Annotated in this window: 17 protein-coding genes and 1 pseudogene; 3 read left to right on the top strand and 15 right to left on the bottom strand. The window is 52.3% G+C overall.

The genetic code is table 11. The features are described from left to right. Window positions 1-29: 29 nt before the first annotated feature. The 9 genes from BKD14_RS06715 to purC all read right to left on the bottom strand — a co-directional run bounded on the left by BKD14_RS06715 (window position 30) and on the right by purC (window position 8449). Complete coding sequence (locus BKD14_RS06715) at window positions 30-1319, bottom strand: multidrug effflux MFS transporter (RefSeq protein ID WP_022711531.1); 1290 nt, start codon at window positions 1317-1319, stop codon at window positions 30-32. A gap of 574 nt (window positions 1320-1893) precedes the next feature. Then, entirely contained in the window at window positions 1894-2226 is a 333-nt protein-coding gene (gene grxD / locus BKD14_RS06725) for a Grx4 family monothiol glutaredoxin (RefSeq protein ID WP_022711528.1), read from the bottom strand. Window positions 2227-2486: 260 nt separating this feature from the next. Continuing rightward, the gene (locus tag BKD14_RS06730) at window positions 2487-2720 is read right to left on the bottom strand and encodes a BolA family transcriptional regulator (RefSeq protein WP_022711527.1); all 234 of its coding nucleotides are present in this window, start codon (window positions 2718-2720) and stop codon (window positions 2487-2489) included. A 200-nt stretch (window positions 2721-2920) separates the two neighbouring features. Next, a complete protein-coding gene (purL, locus tag BKD14_RS06735; RefSeq protein WP_075654847.1) occupies window positions 2921-5152 on the bottom strand; it encodes a phosphoribosylformylglycinamidine synthase subunit PurL in 2232 nt (743 codons plus the stop codon). A 101-nt stretch (window positions 5153-5253) separates the two neighbouring features. Beyond that, window positions 5254-5652: a hypothetical protein gene (locus BKD14_RS06740; RefSeq protein ID WP_075654848.1), complete on the bottom strand. Its 399-nt coding sequence runs from the start codon at window positions 5650-5652 to the stop codon at window positions 5254-5256. A 93-nt stretch (window positions 5653-5745) separates the two neighbouring features. Then, the gene (locus BKD14_RS06745; protein ID WP_022711524.1) at window positions 5746-6396 is read right to left on the bottom strand and encodes a glutathione S-transferase family protein; all 651 of its coding nucleotides are present in this window, start codon (window positions 6394-6396) and stop codon (window positions 5746-5748) included. A gap of 93 nt (window positions 6397-6489) precedes the next feature. Beyond that, window positions 6490-7161 carry a phosphoribosylformylglycinamidine synthase subunit PurQ gene (purQ, locus tag BKD14_RS06750; RefSeq protein WP_022711523.1) on the bottom strand — a complete coding sequence of 224 codons (672 nt, stop codon included), beginning with the start codon at window positions 7159-7161 and terminating at the stop codon, window positions 6490-6492. 173 nt (window positions 7162-7334) lie between these two features. Continuing rightward, window positions 7335-7577: a phosphoribosylformylglycinamidine synthase subunit PurS gene (gene purS, locus BKD14_RS06755; protein WP_022711522.1), complete on the bottom strand. Its 243-nt coding sequence runs from the start codon at window positions 7575-7577 to the stop codon at window positions 7335-7337. Window positions 7578-7684: 107 nt separating this feature from the next. After that, window positions 7685-8449, bottom strand: coding sequence for a phosphoribosylaminoimidazolesuccinocarboxamide synthase (purC, locus tag BKD14_RS06760; protein WP_022711521.1), 765 nt, complete (start codon window positions 8447-8449; stop codon window positions 7685-7687). A gap of 314 nt (window positions 8450-8763) precedes the next feature. On the opposite strand from purC, the gene BKD14_RS06765 reads away from it, so the two are divergent. Further along, a complete protein-coding gene (locus BKD14_RS06765; RefSeq protein ID WP_075654849.1) occupies window positions 8764-9084 on the top strand; it encodes a DUF1476 domain-containing protein in 321 nt (106 codons plus the stop codon). A 162-nt stretch (window positions 9085-9246) separates the two neighbouring features. Then, on the top strand, window positions 9247-10014 hold the full coding sequence (locus BKD14_RS06770; protein WP_075655694.1) for an HpcH/HpaI aldolase/citrate lyase family protein: 768 nt from the start codon (window positions 9247-9249) through the stop codon (window positions 10012-10014). 40 nt (window positions 10015-10054) lie between these two features. Here the strand turns inward: BKD14_RS06770 and BKD14_RS06775 are convergent, their stop codons facing one another. Then, the gene (locus BKD14_RS06775; protein ID WP_075654850.1) at window positions 10055-10603 is read right to left on the bottom strand and encodes an alpha/beta hydrolase; all 549 of its coding nucleotides are present in this window, start codon (window positions 10601-10603) and stop codon (window positions 10055-10057) included. Between the two features lie 330 nt (window positions 10604-10933). On the opposite strand from BKD14_RS06775, the pseudogene BKD14_RS06780 reads away from it, so the two are divergent. Next, window positions 10934-11731, top strand: a pseudogene (locus BKD14_RS06780) (VOC family protein); the annotation flags it as partial. 324 nt (window positions 11732-12055) lie between these two features. On the opposite strand, the gene purB reads toward BKD14_RS06780, so the two are convergent. The 5 genes from purB to BKD14_RS06805 all read right to left on the bottom strand — a co-directional run bounded on the left by purB (window position 12056) and on the right by BKD14_RS06805 (window position 17645). Beyond that, window positions 12056-13369, bottom strand: coding sequence for an adenylosuccinate lyase (purB, locus tag BKD14_RS06785; RefSeq protein WP_075654851.1), 1314 nt, complete (start codon window positions 13367-13369; stop codon window positions 12056-12058). A 112-nt stretch (window positions 13370-13481) separates the two neighbouring features. After that, window positions 13482-14159, bottom strand: a complete 678-nt coding sequence (rpe, locus tag BKD14_RS06790) for a ribulose-phosphate 3-epimerase (RefSeq protein ID WP_075654852.1) — start codon at window positions 14157-14159, stop codon at window positions 13482-13484. 115 nt (window positions 14160-14274) lie between these two features. Further along, window positions 14275-15198: a lipid A biosynthesis lauroyl acyltransferase gene (locus BKD14_RS06795; RefSeq protein ID WP_075654853.1), complete on the bottom strand. Its 924-nt coding sequence runs from the start codon at window positions 15196-15198 to the stop codon at window positions 14275-14277. 88 nt (window positions 15199-15286) lie between these two features. After that, on the bottom strand, window positions 15287-16315 hold the full coding sequence (locus BKD14_RS06800) for a zinc-binding dehydrogenase (protein WP_075654854.1): 1029 nt from the start codon (window positions 16313-16315) through the stop codon (window positions 15287-15289). Between the two features lie 55 nt (window positions 16316-16370). Then, on the bottom strand, window positions 16371-17645 hold the full coding sequence (locus BKD14_RS06805) for a beta-ketoacyl-ACP synthase (protein ID WP_075654855.1): 1275 nt from the start codon (window positions 17643-17645) through the stop codon (window positions 16371-16373).

The following is a 17645-nucleotide window of genomic DNA, read 5'->3' on the forward strand; positions in this document are numbered from 1 at the left end:
GGCCGCTTAATGCGGCCTTTTTATTGGTTTTATTTCTCAATCACATGCTGCGGTGAAGGCGATACCGCGCGGAACAATTTGCCCTGTTCTGCAATCAGCACAAACACCATCGCAATAGCACCGACGATGAAATAGCCAAGTGCCATTGGTACGGTTGTGCCGTTGAAGGACTGGCCGATCAGCATACCGATCGCTGCACCGGTCAGTGACTGTACAAAGCCGAGAACGGAAGAAGCCGTGCCTGCAACCTGTCCGAGCGGTTCCATCGCCAAGGCGTTGAAGTTACCGCCGATAGAGCCGAAGCAGAACATGATCAGTGCGAAAATCACGATATAAATCGGAAACGGCACCGGCCCTTCAAAAAACACCGACAGCAGGAACAGCAGCAGGCTGAGGCTGATAAATGTAATCAGCAATACCTGCGAAATCCGGCGCATGCCGAAACGTCCGACCATCCGTGAATTCAGGAAGGCGGACAGTGCCATGAAGGCGGCAACGGCAGCAAATGCCACCGGAAAGCCGCGACCCAGATCATAAATGCCGACATAAATCTGCTGTGCAGAGTTGATGAAACCGAACAGCGAGCCGAGCATGAAAGATGCAGCCAGCGTGTAGCAGAATGCCACGCGGTTACCGATAACTATGCCGAAGCCGCTGATAATGGATTTGGCTGTGAAAGGACGGCGGTTTTCCGGTGCCAGAGTTTCCGGCATACGGGAATAGGCCCAGAAGCCGATCACACAGGCAAACAAAGCCATAAAGCCGAAGATCATATGCCATTCGGAGAAGATCAGAATGACTTCGCCGGTTGCCGGTGCAATCACCGGAACGATCATAAAGACCATCATGGCAAGCGACATGATTTCAGCCATAGCACGGCCGGAATAGCGGTCACGCACAATCGAAACAGTCATGACGCGGGTAGCTGCGGCACCGATCCCCTGCAGGAAGCGCAGAACCAGCAGCATATTGAATTCCGGCACCCAGACGCAGGCCAGCGAGGTGACGACATAAATGCCGATACCGATCAGCAGTGGTTTCTTACGGCCAAAACGATCACTGATCGGGCCATAAAGCAGCTGTGAGACTGCAAAGCCGAACAGGTAAACTGTAACGACATATTGGTGATGGTTCGGTGTCAGAACACCGAGAGAATTGCCGATTTCGGCCAAAGCGGGCAGCATGACATCAATAGCCAGCGCATTGATTGCCATCAGTGCCGCGATAAGGGCAATAAATTCCGGTCTGGATAATTTAAATCCGTCGGAGGCTTGATTGCCGGATGCAGATACCGCATCTGCAGGAAGTTCACTTTTCATCTTTTACATGCCTTGTCCGGCCGGAAATGCGGTCGGAAAAATCTATTGCGGATCAGCAACCGGCAGACTGATGATGACACAATTTGCTATTGTTGTGTCTGTGGCCGGATACTGAAGCGATGTTCCGTAAACCGCTGAAACTCGGATTGTTTACGGAACAGAGGTGTTTTGAATAGCGCGCAGGCAGAAACAGTCCGGTATCTGCCGAGCTATAAAGGGCGAAAGCCGTGCAGCCTCAAAACGGTTACAGGGGCGTCCGCAATCTTGTGACCTGAAACTTCAGGAAGAGCATTTACCGCAGCAATTTGATGCAGCCTTATGCAGGCAGTGCCGCAGATAAATACTGTTTGAAAATATTGATACCGGAAAAACTTTTCGCCGCATTCGTGAGATACTGCGCTCAAATTTCTGGCGAAGCAGTTTTACAGGCCGGTATATTCCAACATATAGGGATTTGCGCAGAGCGCAATCTGGCCGGAATGATAAATTCTATTTAATAGTTTAAATGAAAAAAAACGGCAGAAGATCTGCCGTTTTTTTGATAATCACATATTCGTGAAGTCTTTGCTGCGGATCAGGCTGCCTTGGTGGCAATGCCTTTTTCAGTCAGCAGAGCCTGCAATTCACCGGCCTGGAACATTTCACGCACGATATCGCAACCGCCAATGAACTCACCTTTTACATAAAGCTGAGGAATTGTCGGCCAGTTGGAATATTCCTTGATGCCCTGACGGATTTCGTCAGAAGCCAGAACATTGATGCCTTTGTAGTCAACGCCGATATAATCCAGCACCTGAACAACCTGACCAGAGAAACCGCATTGCGGGAAATCCGGTGTGCCTTTCATGAAAAGCACGACATCGTTGTTTTTGACTTCATTATCGATAAGCGCAGTGATGCCGCTCATGGGAGTGTCCTTTCATTGCCGGCGGGACAAATTCCGCCAGAGTTAGGCTTTAGAGCATTTCCGGTTTTGATTGTATCAGAGTAAATGCTCTATTTCTTTGTTTTAACGCATTTCCTGACGCAAAACCGGTTCCCACTTTTGCTGGAAATGCTTTAAATATCGGCTGCTTTTTAAGCGATGCAGGAAACATCTTCCAGAACGCCTGTTGCCGCAGGGTATTTTGTGAGCCTGACTGCACTGCACTCAGGCTCAGTGAATTGTTATTCCGGTGCGCGGGTCTGCAATGCCAATGCGTGCAACACGCCGCCCATATTGCCGCCGAGGGCGTCATAAACCATCTGATGCTGCTGAACGCGGGTTTTACCGCGAAAGGCTTCCGCTACGACTTCGGCAGCGTAATGATCACCGTCTCCGGCAAGGTCGCGGATACTGACAACAGCGCCGGGAATGCCTGCCTTGATCATGTCTTCAATATCACCAGGTGCCATAGCCATATTAAAATCCTCCGAGAGCATTTTTTCTGATCAGAGTGTGCCGCGACCGATCTGTTCTGTCGCACCAGCTCTGTTTTTTTGTTTTAGCATCTTGTCCAAAACCTGTCTTAAGCTTTTGGGGATACTCTTCTTAAATTGGAGCCTGCGTCTCGGTGTTTCAAGACGCAGGCTCCGTTATTAACGGGTATTAAAATCTGGTATTAGATCTCGCCGTTCATATAGTCAGGGAACCATGATTCATAGGCCTGATGCAACTGTTCAACAGATACAGGCTTTGCGGAACCGAGGATAACAGACTTACCACCGGTGCGGCCGATGAATGGTGCTGCAATACCGGCTTTTTCTGCACGGCTCTGTACCTGTGCCAGATTGGCTTCGGTCACGGTCAGCACATAACGTCCCTGATCTTCACCGAAGAAGGTGAGAACAGGATTATGGGCTGCCGGTTCATTAATGGTTGCGCCGATTTCGCCTTTGATAGCCATTTCAGCCACAGCCTGAGCCAGACCGCCCGATGAGCAGTCGTGAACTGCTGTGACCAGACCATCTTCGATCAGGCCGCGAACGAAGTCGCCGGTTGCTTTTTCATGTGCCAGATCAACATGCGGAGCAGGGCCGTCGATGCGGTTGTGAACGTCACGCATATAGGCGGACTGGGCGATATGTGTACCCCAGCCTTCCGGTGCGCCTGCGAGCAGAATGGCTTCGCCTTCGCCCGCAAAGCGGATGCGTGCCATTTTCGACCAGTCTTTGATCAGACCAACGCCGCCGATGGTTGGTGTCGGCAGAATGCCCTGACCATTGGTTTCGTTGTAGAGCGAGACGTTACCGGAAACGATCGGGAATTCCAGCACGCGGCAGGCTTCGCCGATACCCTTGATCGCATGAACCAGCTGGCTCATGATTTCAGGACGCTCTGGATTACCGAAATTGAGGTTGTCGGTCGAAGCAAGCGGTGTAGCACCGGTTGCTGTCAGGTTGCGCCAGCACTCGGCTACAGCCTGCTTACCGCCTTCAAACGGATCAGCTTCCACATAACGCGGTGTTACGTCGGAAGAGAAAGCCAGAGCTTTGGTTTCGTGGCCGTCAACGCGGATCACACCGGCATCGCCACCCGGCAATTGCAGAGAGTTGCCCTGAATCAGCGTGTCATATTGTTCATAGACCCAGCGGCGGGAAGAACCATTGGCGGAATTGAGCAGCTTAATCAGGCTGTCAGCAATATCGGCAGCCGGTACATCATCGGCAGCCAGCGCTTTTGGTGCAACAGCCGGTGTCCACGGACGATCATATTCAGGCGCCTCATCGCCGAGTTCCTTGATCGGCAGATCGGCAACCTGTTCACCCTGATGGAAGACGCGGAAACGCAGGTCATCCGTGGTTTTACCAACGATAGCAAAATCCAGACCCCATTTTTTGAAGATCGCCTGTGCTTCTGCTTCCTGTTCAGGACGCAGCACCATCAGCATGCGTTCCTGACTTTCCGAGAGCATCATTTCATAGGCGGACATCTGTTCTTCGCGCACCGGTACGGTGTCGAGGTTCAGTTCAATGCCGAGATCGCCTTTGGCGCCCATTTCAACAGCAGAGCAGGTGAGACCGGCAGCGCCCATATCCTGAATAGCGATAACCGCACCGGAAGCCATCAGCTCAAGGCAGGCTTCAAGCAGGCATTTTTCGGTGAACGGATCACCAACCTGAACGGTCGGGCGCTTTTCATCAATCGATTCATCAAATTCAGCCGATGCCATTGTTGCACCGCCAACGCCGTCACGACCGGTTTTCGCACCGAGATAAACAACCGGCAGGCCAACACCTTCAGCCTTGGAATAGAAAATCGCATCGGATTTTGCGAGACCCGCTGCAAAAGCATTGACGAGAATGTTGCCGTTATAACGGGCATCAAATTCAACTTCACCGCCGACAGTCGGTACACCGAAAGCATTGCCGTAACCGCCAACACCGGAAACAACGCCGGAAACGAGGTGACGGGTTTTCGGATGGTCTGGCTCACCGAAACGCAGAGCATTCATGGCTGCAACCGGACGGGCACCCATGGTGAATACGTCACGCAAAATACCGCCGACACCGGTCGCCGCGCCCTGATATGGCTCGATGTAAGACGGGTGGTTGTGGCTTTCCATTTTGAAAACAACGCAATCGCCGTCATCAATATCGACAACACCGGCATTTTCACCCGGGCCCTGAATAACGCGCGGGCCGGTTGTTGGCAGAGTGCGCAGCCATTTCTTGGAGGATTTATACGAGCAATGCTCGTTCCACATTGCCGAGAAAATACCCAGCTCCGTAAAGCTTGGCTCACGACCGATCAGGTCAAGAATGCGCTGGTATTCGTCGGGCTTGAGGCCGTGTGAGGCAATCAGTTCCGGTGTGATCGGGTAATCATTACGGATTGACTTTTTGCTGTCCATATCGGTGTCGCTGTCTTCTTTGATCTATGAGCCGGAGCTCGGATATGTGATAGGTTCGATGCTTAATTCTTATATGCCGCCAGCTTCGCTGGCATAATCGGTTAGCAGCTTTTTTGTCCGGAAGCCCAGCGCGCTGTATCGCGCTCGATGCGTTCGGAAAGCGGGCTTTGCATTAACGGGCCGAAACGCTCCATCCGTCCCGGATTGCCTTGTGCCTGCACAACCAGCAAAGGCCGGTCATTCGGGTTCTTTGCTGGGACGACGAGAATACGCGGTCGGCCGGTATAAGAAACCAGTTCCGGCGCCAGCGTATATTGGCGGAACTGAGGGTCGCCGGATTTAAACCAGCATTGTCTTGCACCAAGCGCCACGCGCTCCATGGTCGCCAAAGCCGTATGACTGACATTACCCGATGCGGGAGACGGGGATTTTTTAGACGCGAGACATCCGCTTAAAGCAACTGCGGACAAAGCCATTACAATTATATGCGCCAATTTCATAAAAGACTGAGCTCCGCAGGGGAAATGATTGTATGGTATTTCAGCATTTGCAAAGCCTGACTATTGTTTGTCAGGCTTTGCATATTTTAGGCATTAACTAGCTTTCGCCAGAGCTTTACGGGCATCCTGCATTTCGCCTAAAACGGCAGCGATTTCAGGAATACCTTGGGCATTGGTCTGATAGCCTTCAATATTCGGGCAATCGTCCAGAATGGTTTCAAAACCCGGAAAACGACGCAGGCTTTCCAGCAGGAAGCGCGTTGGTGCAAGCCATGCATCCGCCAGTGTCACATGCTCACCCAATGCATATGGGCCGGAAGAAATACGGTCTTCAACGGTTTTTAGCGCATGGTGTACATGGTTGAAGACTTTCGCTGCTTTATCCGCAGGAAGCGGATTGGCAGGGCCTGCCAGCAAAACAGGGATGATCGACGGCAGCACATCCAGATCGAGCAGACGCATAATGATGCGAATTTGTGCGCGGTCTTTCGGATCGGCCGGCAGCATCGGTTTTTCAGGGAAACGCTCTTCCAGATATTCCGCAATTACAGAGGCTTCGAACAATGTCTCACCGGAACCGGTGACCAGCACAGGAATGCGGCGCATCGGGGAGATTTCACGGAAGCTCTCCGGCAGCGGTGGTCCGGCAGGCGCATCGATCAGTTTCAGCGGCAGGTCTTTGACCTCAGCAATAATGCGGATAAAGGCGCAGTAGGGTGATAAAGGCTTGTTATAGAGCTTCATAGTACTTCCTCCCGTTTTGCTGTTATGCAGGTCATGCTGCTGTAAAAGGAAATGCCCGCGCCGCGTTATTGCGCAAAGCGGGCATAACCTGATTTAGGAAGCCAGACGATCCAGCGCCGATGCAAACAGCGCGCGGCCGTCGGTACCGCCATGCGCCTGTTCGATCAGATTTTCCGGATGCGGCATCATGCCGAGAACATTGCCTTGTGCATTGGTAATACCTGCAATGTCATTGACTGAACCATTCGGGTTAGTGCCTTCCGCATAACGGAACACAACCTGACCATTGTCTTCGATCGATTTCAGAACATCGCTTTCAGCAAAATAATTGCCGTCATGATGGGCAACGGGGCTGCGAATGATCTGACCCTGTTCGTAACCGCGGGTGAAGACGGTCTGGTTATTGGCAATTTCGAGCTTTACTTCACGGCAAACGAATTTCAGCGAAGTATTGCGCATCAGCGCGCCCGGCAGGAGACCTGCTTCGAGCAGAATCTGGAAGCCGTTGCAGACACCGATGACGCGCACACCGGCTTCTGCCTTTTTGCGCAATGCCTGCATAACAGGCATACGGGCTGCAATCGCACCGCAGCGCAGATAGTCGCCGTAGGAAAAGCCGCCCGGAATAACGATCAGGTCAACATCAGGAATTTCTGTGTCGGTCTGCCACACGGTCTGCGGAGCTTTGCCACCGATTTTTGTCAGTGCGGCAATCATATCGCGGTCGCGGTTCAGGCCGGGAAGAAGGATAACTGCTGATTTCATAGTGCAGATTACTTTCTTTTAATCCAACGCAGTAGCGGACGGATCGGAGCGGAAAATTATCAGCCGGCGAACTGCCGGTAATCTGATTGCCCGTAAAGGCGGTTTCCGCTTTTCCTGCAACTGCTTTAACTACTCTTCATAATATGATGTCAGATGACATCAAAAGAAAGAGATCAGGCGATGTCGAAGCTGTAATCTTCAATAACGGTATTGGCGAGAAGCTTTTCGCACATGGCTTTCAGCTCGGCTTCAGCCTTTGCTTTGTCCGCAGTTTCAAGAACAACATCAAAAACCTTGCCCTGACGTACAGAATTGACGCCATCAAAGCCGAGGCTGCCGAGAGCGCCGACAATGGCTTTACCCTGAGGGTCGAGAACGCCGTTTTTCAGTGTGACGGTGACGCGTGCCTTAATCACTTTGTTATCCTGTATTTTAGAAGAGGGAATGTACAGTCTCCGCAATGCGGAAATACTGCCTGAAAGACACAGCCCGGAAAGCGGCAGACTTCCCGGGCTGAAATGACTTATTTAACCAGTGTCGGGCCGGTAGGGCGCGGCGGCTCGTTCTCGTTGATAATGCCGAGACGGCGTGCCACTTCCTGATAGGCCTCAACCAGACCACCCATATCGCGGCGGAAACGGTCTTTGTCCATTTTCTCGTTGGTGGCAACATCCCAGAGACGGGCTGAGTCAGGCGAAATTTCATCGGCCAGAACCACGCGCATCATGTCGCCTTCGAACAGACGGCCGCATTCGATTTTGAAATCGACCAGCTGAATGCCGACGCCGAGGAACAGGCCGGTGAGGAAGTCATTGATACGGATGGCAAGTGCCATAATATCATCGAGTTCCGCAGGGCTTGCCCAGCCAAATGCAGTGATGTGCTCTTCAGAGACCATCGGGTCATCGAGCGCATCGGCTTTGTAGTAGAATTCAATGATTGAGCGTGGCAGAACGGTACCTTCTTCAATCCCCAGACGCTTGGCCAGTGAGCCGGCAGCAACATTGCGCACAACGACTTCAAGCGGAATGATTTCGACTTCTTTAATCAGCTGCTCGCGCATGTTGACGCGGCGGATAAAGTGGGTCGGAATGCCGATCTTGTTCAACTGCGTAAAGATGTATTCGGAAATGCGGTTGTTCAGCACTCCCTTGCCATCAATCACTTCATGCTTTTTGGCATTGAAAGCGGTGGCATCATCTTTGAAAAACTGAATGAGAGTGCCTGGCTCCGGTCCTTCGTAAAGGATCTTGGCCTTGCCCTCGTAAATACGGCGGCGTCGATTCATGGGGTTTAGGAACCTCTGGGGTTTGCTGAGACCGTTTTGAGACGTCCCGTCTCATCCCGATGTTTCAGGAAGCGGCCACTGCAGCCGCAATGTCTGCGTTCCCTAGCGCAAATGATAACTTTTAACAATCATCCTTTATGCCGCTATGCTGTTTTTCAGTGATTGTTTTATGCTTTTTCTGTGCGCAGCCTCTGGTTGTGCCATTATGCGAACCCTATATGCCTAAAGCAGCCACGCATTACACTGTGATTTCGTTGCGGGCGGCGTATAATAAAGATCAAGAATAAACCGACTAACTGATATGTGAGGGACCTATGAGCGGAATGGACGAACGTCGCAATACATTCGAAAACAAATTTGCCCATGACGAAGATCTGCGGTTCCGCGCGATTGCCCGTCGCAATAAAATGCTTGGCCTCTGGGCTGCTGAAAAACTCGGCAAAACCGGAGAAGACGCACAGGCTTATGCCGGTGAAGTGGTTCGTGCAGATTTTGAAGAAGCCGGTGACGAGGATGTTATCCGCAAAATTACCGCTGATTTCAGTGCCGCATCGGTCAATGTCAGCGATGCTGAGTTGCGTGTGCAACTGCTTGATTTGCTTGAGGAAGCTGCCAAGCAGATCAGCGCTGAATAATCAGTACCTTTATAGACTTTCTGAAAAGCCGCACGGAGCATTCCGTGCGGCTTTTTTATTTAATGTTTACTGTGAAGCGCATAGACGCCTTTTCCATTGCGCTCTAAGGTGTCCGTCGGGAACATTCTGAAATATAAGACACATACAGGTGCATTCATGACAATATCACACTCTTTGGCCACCCGTTTGCGCTCCGGCGAAACGGTTCGTTCAGCATGGAGTACTATCTCTGATCCGCTTTTGCTGGAGAATATCAGCGCTCTGGGCTTTGATGCGGTGACGATGGATATGCAGCATGGTTCGCATACCGAGGCCAGCATCTGTCAGGGTATCGGCACGATAAAAGCTGCCGGTAAGCCTGCTATTGTGCGTATTCCAGTCGGTCGCTTTGATACAGCCAGCCGCGCTCTGGATTTCGGAGCCAATGCGGTGATTGCTCCGATGATCAATTCCGTTGAAGATGCGCAAGCCTTTGCCGCTGCCATGAAATATCCGCCGGTCGGTGAGCGCTCATGGGGGCCATTGCGCAGTGATATCAGCTACGGGCAGGCCGGTTCCAATGAATATTTGCTCACGGTCAATCAGGAGACATTGAGTTTTGCGATGATTGAGACCCGTGCAGCCTATGAGGCACTGGATGATATTCTGGCTGTGCGCGGAATTGATGGTGTATTTGTCGGGCCTGCAGATTTTTCAATTGCATGGAGCAACGGCCGTGAAGCCAATCCGCTTTCCGAGGATATTGTTGAACCGCTGACGCGGATTGCGCAAAAAGCAGCCGCCAGTAACAAGCTGGCCGGAATTTATGCGCCCAACAGCGCATTCGCCAAACGGTATAATGCTCTCGGCTTCCGTTTCATAACGCTGGCCTCGGATCGGGGCTATCTGGCCGCCGGTGCATCGGCAATGCTTAAAGCATGGGACGAGTGATGAGATAATAAAAAAAGCCCCTTTTAAGCGGCTTTTTCTTTCAGAGCTTGGACAGAAACTGGGTGAAGACCATGGTGCCTTCCGGCCATGGGCCGTGTCCGGATTCTGCATTAATGTGACCGGCTTCACCGGCATCAATCAGCAGTGAGCCCCATGCATTTGCAATATCTTCGGCCGACTCAAATTTTGAGAACGGATCATTGCGACTGGCAATGGTGATGGCCGGAAACGGCAGACGCTCGCGCGGATAGGGGCCGAAAGTCATCAGATGTTTAGGGCGAATCGTTTCATCCAGCACATCCGGCGGCGCGACGAAAAAGCCGCCGACAACCTTGTCTTTGATATGCGGAATAGCATGAACCGCAGTCGGAACGCCAAGTGAGTGGGCGACCAACACGACAGGCTTAGTGGCTTCCTCAACATGCTTGATGAGGGAAGCAACCCAGTCTTCGCGAACAGGCTTTGACCATTCTGCCTGCTGCACACGGCGGGCGGTGGAGAGTTTATTCTCCCAGCGTGTCTGCCAGTGGTCAGGGCCGGAATTGGTGTAGCCGGGGATGATGAGGATATCTGCGTCTTTAACTTTCATATGCCTGATTTACTCTGCCTGAAGCGTTTATTCAATATTGCTTCTGCGTATCTCTGCTTGACGGAGAGCGCAGTTTTCATTGCCATTCATATTATTATTCAGAGACATATTTTAAAGATGATGCCGTAAATTGTTTCATCTCAGTGGACAGTTTTGCGATTTCTGCGGTGATTGTACTTTATTTTGTGAACAGCGTGTTTGCCGCTCTGTGTATTGCAACTTGTCCGGCGACGAGCGATTTATAGGTTATCTGAAAGTAACCGCTAAGCCTGTTATTGCTGTCGGCAGACAATTCCGCGGTGCAGAAACGGGGATGAAATTATGACAAAATTACCATTTGCAGTGACACGTCCGGCTTATGTTGAACGCGTCGGGCTGAAGTCGCGCGATGCTGAAACGCTGGCGCAATATTATGAAAATATTGTCGGTCTGCGTGAAATGGCACGCCGCGGCTCCTCGATTATTCTTGGCGCAGGCGGGCGGGAATTGCTGGAGATTGAACAATCCTCGGCATTGAAGCCGGAAGATCCGCGCAGTGCCGGTCTGTTTCATACCGCGTTTCTGCTGCCGGAACGCGCGGATCTGGCACGCTGGATACGTCGCGCTATTGACAAGCAGCTGCCGGTTGCCGGTGCATCCGACCATGCGGTGAGTGAGGCGGTATATCTGACCGATCCGGATGGAAATGGTATTGAGATATATACCGACCGCGCGCCGGATACATGGAAGTGGAACGGCGATCAGGTGCATATGGTAACCGATGCAATGGATGTGAACGGTCTTTTGCAGGAGTTGAACAATGCGCCGTCAGAGTGGACTAAAGCGCCGGAAGGCACTGTTGTCGGCCATGTGCATCTGCGTGTCGGGCAAATTCAGCCTGCGGATGACTGGTGGCATGATGAGCTGGCATTCGATACCGTAGCAAAATACGGCTCAAAAGCTGTGTTTCTGTCTTCCGGTGGTTATCACCACCACATTGCCAATAATATCTGGCAGAGTGCTGGTGCGGGGAAACGTGACCTTGACCGCAGCGGTCTGTCTTTTGTGCAGATCAATGATACGCGTGATGTAAAAACCCGTGTTATTGATGATCCGTGGGGGAATGAAATCCGCATCAACAAAGTATAAATGTCTGACCCAAAAGCCACCCGACTTGGCTGCAAATGGCAATTTTCTGTGCTCCGGTACTCACGTACACATGGCGCCGCACGTCCGTAGGACGTGCAAAGGACGCCATGAGCTTTAGTTGCTGCATAATCTCATCTTTCATCGAGCGATGAAAGGATTATGCAGAAGTACGCTCCGTTCCGGTGCTCGCAAATCACCATTTTCGCTGGCGTCTGCCGCTTTTTGATTCAGACATTGGTCGCCTCAATGAAAAAAAGCCCCGCCTGAAATTTCAGGCGGGGCTTTTAATTGCTTGAATATAAGCTCTATTATTTAAACACGGTATTATTTTGCTTGCGTGTTAAACACGCGGTTGAAAATCGTATCAACGTGTTTGGTATGATAGCCGAGGTCGAATTTCTCGCGGATCTGCTCTTCGGAGAGTGCTGCGCGGACTTCCGCATCGGCCAGCAGTTCTTCGAGGAAATCTTTGCCCTGTTCCCAGACCTTCATCGCATTGCGCTGAACGAGGCGGTAGGAATCTTCACGCGATACGCCAGCCTGAGTGAGGGCCAGCAGCACGCGCTGCGAATGCACCAGACCGCGGAACTTGTTCAGGTTGTTCATCATGTTCTCAGGATAAACAAGCAGCTTCTCAATTACGCCGGTCAGACGGGCAAGGGCGAAGTCGAGCGTGATCGTCGCATCAGGGCCGATCATACGTTCAACGGAAGAGTGCGAAATATCGCGCTCATGCCACAGAGCCACGTTTTCCATTGCAGGTAGCGCCATGGAGCGAACCATGCGGGCAAGACCGGTCAGGTTTTCTGTCAGCACAGGGTTGCGCTTATGCGGCATTGCCGACGAACCCTTCTGACCCGGTGAGAAATATTCTTCTGCTTCCAGCACTTCTGTGCGCTGCAGGTGACGGATTTCAACAGCCAGACGCTCAACAGAAGAAGCGATAACCGCCAGAACCGAGAAATACATCGCATGACGGTCGCGCGGGATAACCTGAGTGGAAACCGGCTCGGCTTTCATGCCGAGCGACTTGGCAACATGTTCTTCAACGCGCGGGTCGATATTGGCGAATGTGCCAACTGCACCGGAGATGGCGCAGGTCGCGATTTCTTCGCGTGCAGCAACCAGACGGGCGCGGCAGCGTTCAAATTCCGCATAAGCCAGTGCCATTTTAACGCCGAACGTAATTGGTTCGGCATGGATACCATGACTGCGGCCAATGGTGATGGTGTCTTTATGCTCATAAGCGCGGGTTTTCAGCGCTGCCAACAGCTTGTCGAGATCAGCGAGCAGCAGATCGCTGGCACGCATCAGCTGTACATTGAAGCAGGTGTCGAGAACGTCCGACGAGGTCATGCCCTGATGGATGAAACGGCTGTCAGGACCGACAAATTCAGCCAGATGGGTGAGGAATGCGATCACGTCATGTTTGGTGACAGCTTCGATCTCATCAATACGGGCAACGTCAAATTTCGCCGCGCCGCCTTTTTCCCAGATGGTTTTCGCGGATTCTTTCGGGATAACGCCGATTTCAGCCAATGCATCACAGGCGTGAGCTTCAATCTCAAACCAGATGCGGAACTTGGTTTCCGGCGACCAGATGGCAACCATTTCAGGGCGGGAATAGCGCGGGATCATGTGCGTTTCCTAACAGCAAAGATAGAAGTACCGGTTGCCTTTACGGGAGAGATGAACCGGTTGGTTAAAAATGCATCAGGCGGATATTGCTATCCGCCTGATGATCAAAGTTTTAAGCGCGACCTTGTTCCGCAGCCTTGCGGATTGCCTCGACATTGGCACGGTAGCCTTCAAGATTGCCGGCCTTATAAATGGAGGAACCGGCCACCAGAGAATTTGCACCGGCTTTGGCTGCAGCACCGGCATTTTCTGCCGTGACACCACCGTCAATCTGTAAATCAATCGGGCGGTTGCCGATCAGTGCATTGAGCTGTTCGATTTTCGGCAGCATGGAGGTGATGAATTTCTGACCACCGAAGCCCGGATTAACTGTCATCGCCAGAATGAGATCAACATCATCAATCACATTTTCCAGCACCGAGGCAGGGGTGCCCGGATTGATCGCAACACCGGCTTTTTTGCCAAGATTGCGAATGGCCTGCAACGAGCGGTGCAGGTGAGGGCCTGCCTCTGCGTGAATGGTGATAATGTCCGAACCAGCCTTGGCAAATGCTTCGAGATAAGGATCACAAGGGGCAATCATCAGATGGGTGTCAAACACTGCATCTGTATGCGGGCGGATTGCCTTTACCACATCCGGACCAAAAGTGATGTTTGGTACAAAATGCCCGTCCATCACGTCGATATGAATCCAGTCTGCACCGGCAGTCACAACATCTTTGATTTCCTGACCAAGCTTGGAAAAGTCAGATGCGAGAATAGAAGGTGCAATGATAATCGGGCGGGACATGAGGAGATCCTTGTTTCTAAGCCTTGAGCGAGGCTCTGTTCCGTTTGCAGGCGGTTAGCACGCTATGCGCATCCATACAAGTTTATGTGAGGTCGCATGTGTCTAAAGTCACGGATTAGCCCCAACGTTTGTGGAACCACATCCATTGTCCCGGATATTCACGCACCCATCCTTCAACCGTGTCGTTGAGCAATTGGGCTGTGGCGGCAATATCAACCTGACCATTTGCATCACGCGGCAATTCCATTGCTTCCGACAATTCCAGTCGGTAGCGACCGCCAGGCAGGCGGATGCAGCGTGCCGGATAAACATCGCAATCATATTGACGCGCAAGTTTGGCCAAAAGCGGATTGGTTTTTACAGGCAGGTTGAAGAATGTGCTTGGTACGCCGCGGGCGAACTTCTGGTCAACCAGCATACCCACATTGTCATCTTGCCCCAGCACGGCAGCGAGCGACCATGCAGCACCGGCTTTGGACGGCACCAGATGCCCCATATTGGTGCGGCGGGCTTTCAGCACTTTGCGCGCGATAAACGGATTATTCGGCGGACGGAAAAGCGCGGTAACATTGAGGCCGAAAGTTGCGGCGCAAATCGGCAGTAGCTCAAAATTACCGGTATGTGCGGTGAAGAAAATATGCGGCTTTTTCTCATCGAGCAGGCGGCGGAAAATCTCTTCGCCTTCTACTTCAATCAGGCCTTTTTCTTTCGCATCCGGATCAAAATCGAAGATCGCATCGAGAAACACATATTCAGCCAGCAGACGCGCCATGCTGTCCCACATTTCCAGCGCGATTTCTTCAATCTCCTGCGGAGATTTTTCCGGATAGGCATTGGCGAGATTGCGTGTTGCCACTTTATGGCGCGATGACAACGGGCCGATCTTGCGGGCAACCCATGCGGAAAAACGGATGGCGGCTTTGGCAGGCAGCAAACGTAGCAGCGCCAGCAAAATGAAGACTGCCTGCGCCCACAGCCAGTAATTGGCAATTTTCAGCTTTTGCCAATATTTGAACGCAAGGAGTTTCAGCTTGAACATGTGGTGCCTTAAGTCTTGATAAATTTACAGCGACCTGTGCGTTAAAACACAGGGCGCTGCAAGATAATCCGCATTGATAAATTGAGGATCAGTCAATTTTCAGAATGATTTTGCCGAAGACGTCACGGGTTTCCATGCGCTTCAGAGCTGTGTCGATATCTTCAAAGCCGACCACAGTATCAATCACCGGAGAGACAATGCCCTGAGCCATTTTCTGCATGGCATCGGCCATGTTTTCCATACGGCAACCAAAGGAACCGAGCAGTTTGAGCTGCTGCTGGAACAACATCATCAGGTTCATATTTGTCGAAACACCGGAGGTGGAGCCGCAAGTGACCAGACGGCCGCCACGCTTCAGCGACAGCATGGAGCCAGCCCATGTATCGGCACCAACGTGCTCAAATACCACGTCGACGCCTTTTTTCTTGGTGAGCTTGCGCATAACACCTTCAAAACGGTCTTCACGGTAGTTGATAACGTGATCGGCACCGAGCGCCTTGGCTTTTTCGATTTTGTCGTCTGAACCAACTGTGGTGTAGACGGTGCAGCCCATTTTCTTGGCAAGCTGAATAGCAGCGGTACCAATACCGGAACCACCGGCCTGAATAAGAATGCTTTCACCCGGCTGCAGCTTGGCATTGTCAAACAGCATATGTTCAACGGTACCGAAAGTGACAGGGGCAACAGCCGCGCCGATTGCATCAACACCCGGAGGTGCAGGGATCAGCAGGCGTGCTGGCAGATTAACAGCCTCACAGGCAAAACCGTCAAGGTGGAAGCCATGAACACCGGAAACATGTTCGCAAAGATTGTCGCGGCCTTCGCGGCAGGCTTTACACAGGCCACAGGTACGGGCGCCGTAGATCGACACCAGCTGACCCGGCAGAACATTGGATACGCCTTCGCCGATTGCGGTGACGACGCCCGATGCTTCCGCGCCGATCACCAGTGGCATTTTGCGTTTGGCAAAAGCCATGCCACGCCAGCCCCATACATCGATATGGTTGAGGGCAACCGCTTTGATGTTGACGGTAACTTCACCAAAACCCGGCTTTTCAGGAGCCGGAATGTCGGTGATTTCCAAGCGGCGGTCATCGAGGAGCTGTAATGCGCGCATGTTTGAGTTCTATCCTTATTAAATTTGAGTGCCTGATCGGGGAGCGCAAAGCCGCTTAAAGCGGCGCTGCAACCACGAGGCTGGCATTCTGACCGCCAAAGCCGAAAGAGTTCGACAGAATGGCAGTGACATTGGCATCCCGTTTTACATTCGGCACCACGTCAAGCGCGATAGCCGGATCAGGATTGTCGTAATTGATGGTCGGAGGCAGTGTGCCTGTCTGAATGGTCAGCAGCGAGAACACGGCTTCAATCGCACCGGCAGCAGTCAGCGTATGACCGATCATCGACTTGTTGGAAGAGACCGGAATTGAGCTGATGCGTTCACCGAAGACGGAGGACAGAGTGTGATACTCCATCTTGTCGTTTTCCGGTGTCGATGTGCCGTGGGCGTTGACATAGCTGATATCGTCAATGGTCAGACCTGCATCATCCAAGGCTGCACGCACAGTGGCGATAGCCGGTGAAGCGTCAGGGCTTGAACGGGTGCGGTGGAAATCATCCGCCTTTTCGCCGCAGCCTTTGAGAATACCGAGAATTTTTGCACTGCGGGCAATGGCACTTTCCAGCGATTCCATCACCAGAGCGCCGGAACCTTCAGCCATAGCAAAACCATCACGGTCTTTGCTGAATGGCTTGGAAGCCTTGTGCGGCTGGTCATTCTGCGTGGACAGAGCGGAAAGCAATGAGAAGCGGATGAGTGCTTCGGCGGAAACAGAACCGTCTGTGCCGATGGCCAGAACGCGGTCGCTTTCGCCTCGGCGAATGGCTTCAACGCCGGACTGAATAGCGGTAGCACCCGATGCGCAAGCGGTGGACATGGTTACAGGCAGGCCGCGCGTGCCGAAAATATCTGCCAGACGCTCGGCAATATAGCCGAACTGCGTGGTGTTGAATTCATCCATACGCGGATTGTTGCGGCAGGCTTCGAGCAGCAGCTGATAGCTTGGCTCACCCTGATTTTTTACCAGTGCGTCCAGAGCAAAGCGGCTTTTCCAGTCGAGTTCAACCGGTGGCGCTGCCAGAAACAGCGGGCCGCCGAAATCTGTAACCGACAGGCCGGACTGGGCAATGGCTTCTTCACCGGCGAGACGTGCCAGTTTTTCAGACAGAGCAGACGCGCCGATTGTGCTTTCCGGCAGAAAATCAACAGTACCGGCGATGCGGGTCTTGAGATTTTCGGTCGGGAAGCGGTTGATTTCGTGAATACCGGACTGACCGCCGGTCAGGGCGTTCCAGTTATCTTCCTTGCCGGTTCCCAGCGGGGAAACAACACCGGCACCGGTAATGGCTACGAGAGGGCGGCCGAGATGATCGGTAAATTTTGACAT

Source organism: Pseudochrobactrum sp. B5 (assembly GCF_001939785.1).
In the GTDB taxonomy this organism is placed as follows: Bacteria; Pseudomonadota; Alphaproteobacteria; order Rhizobiales; family Rhizobiaceae; genus Pseudochrobactrum; species Pseudochrobactrum saccharolyticum.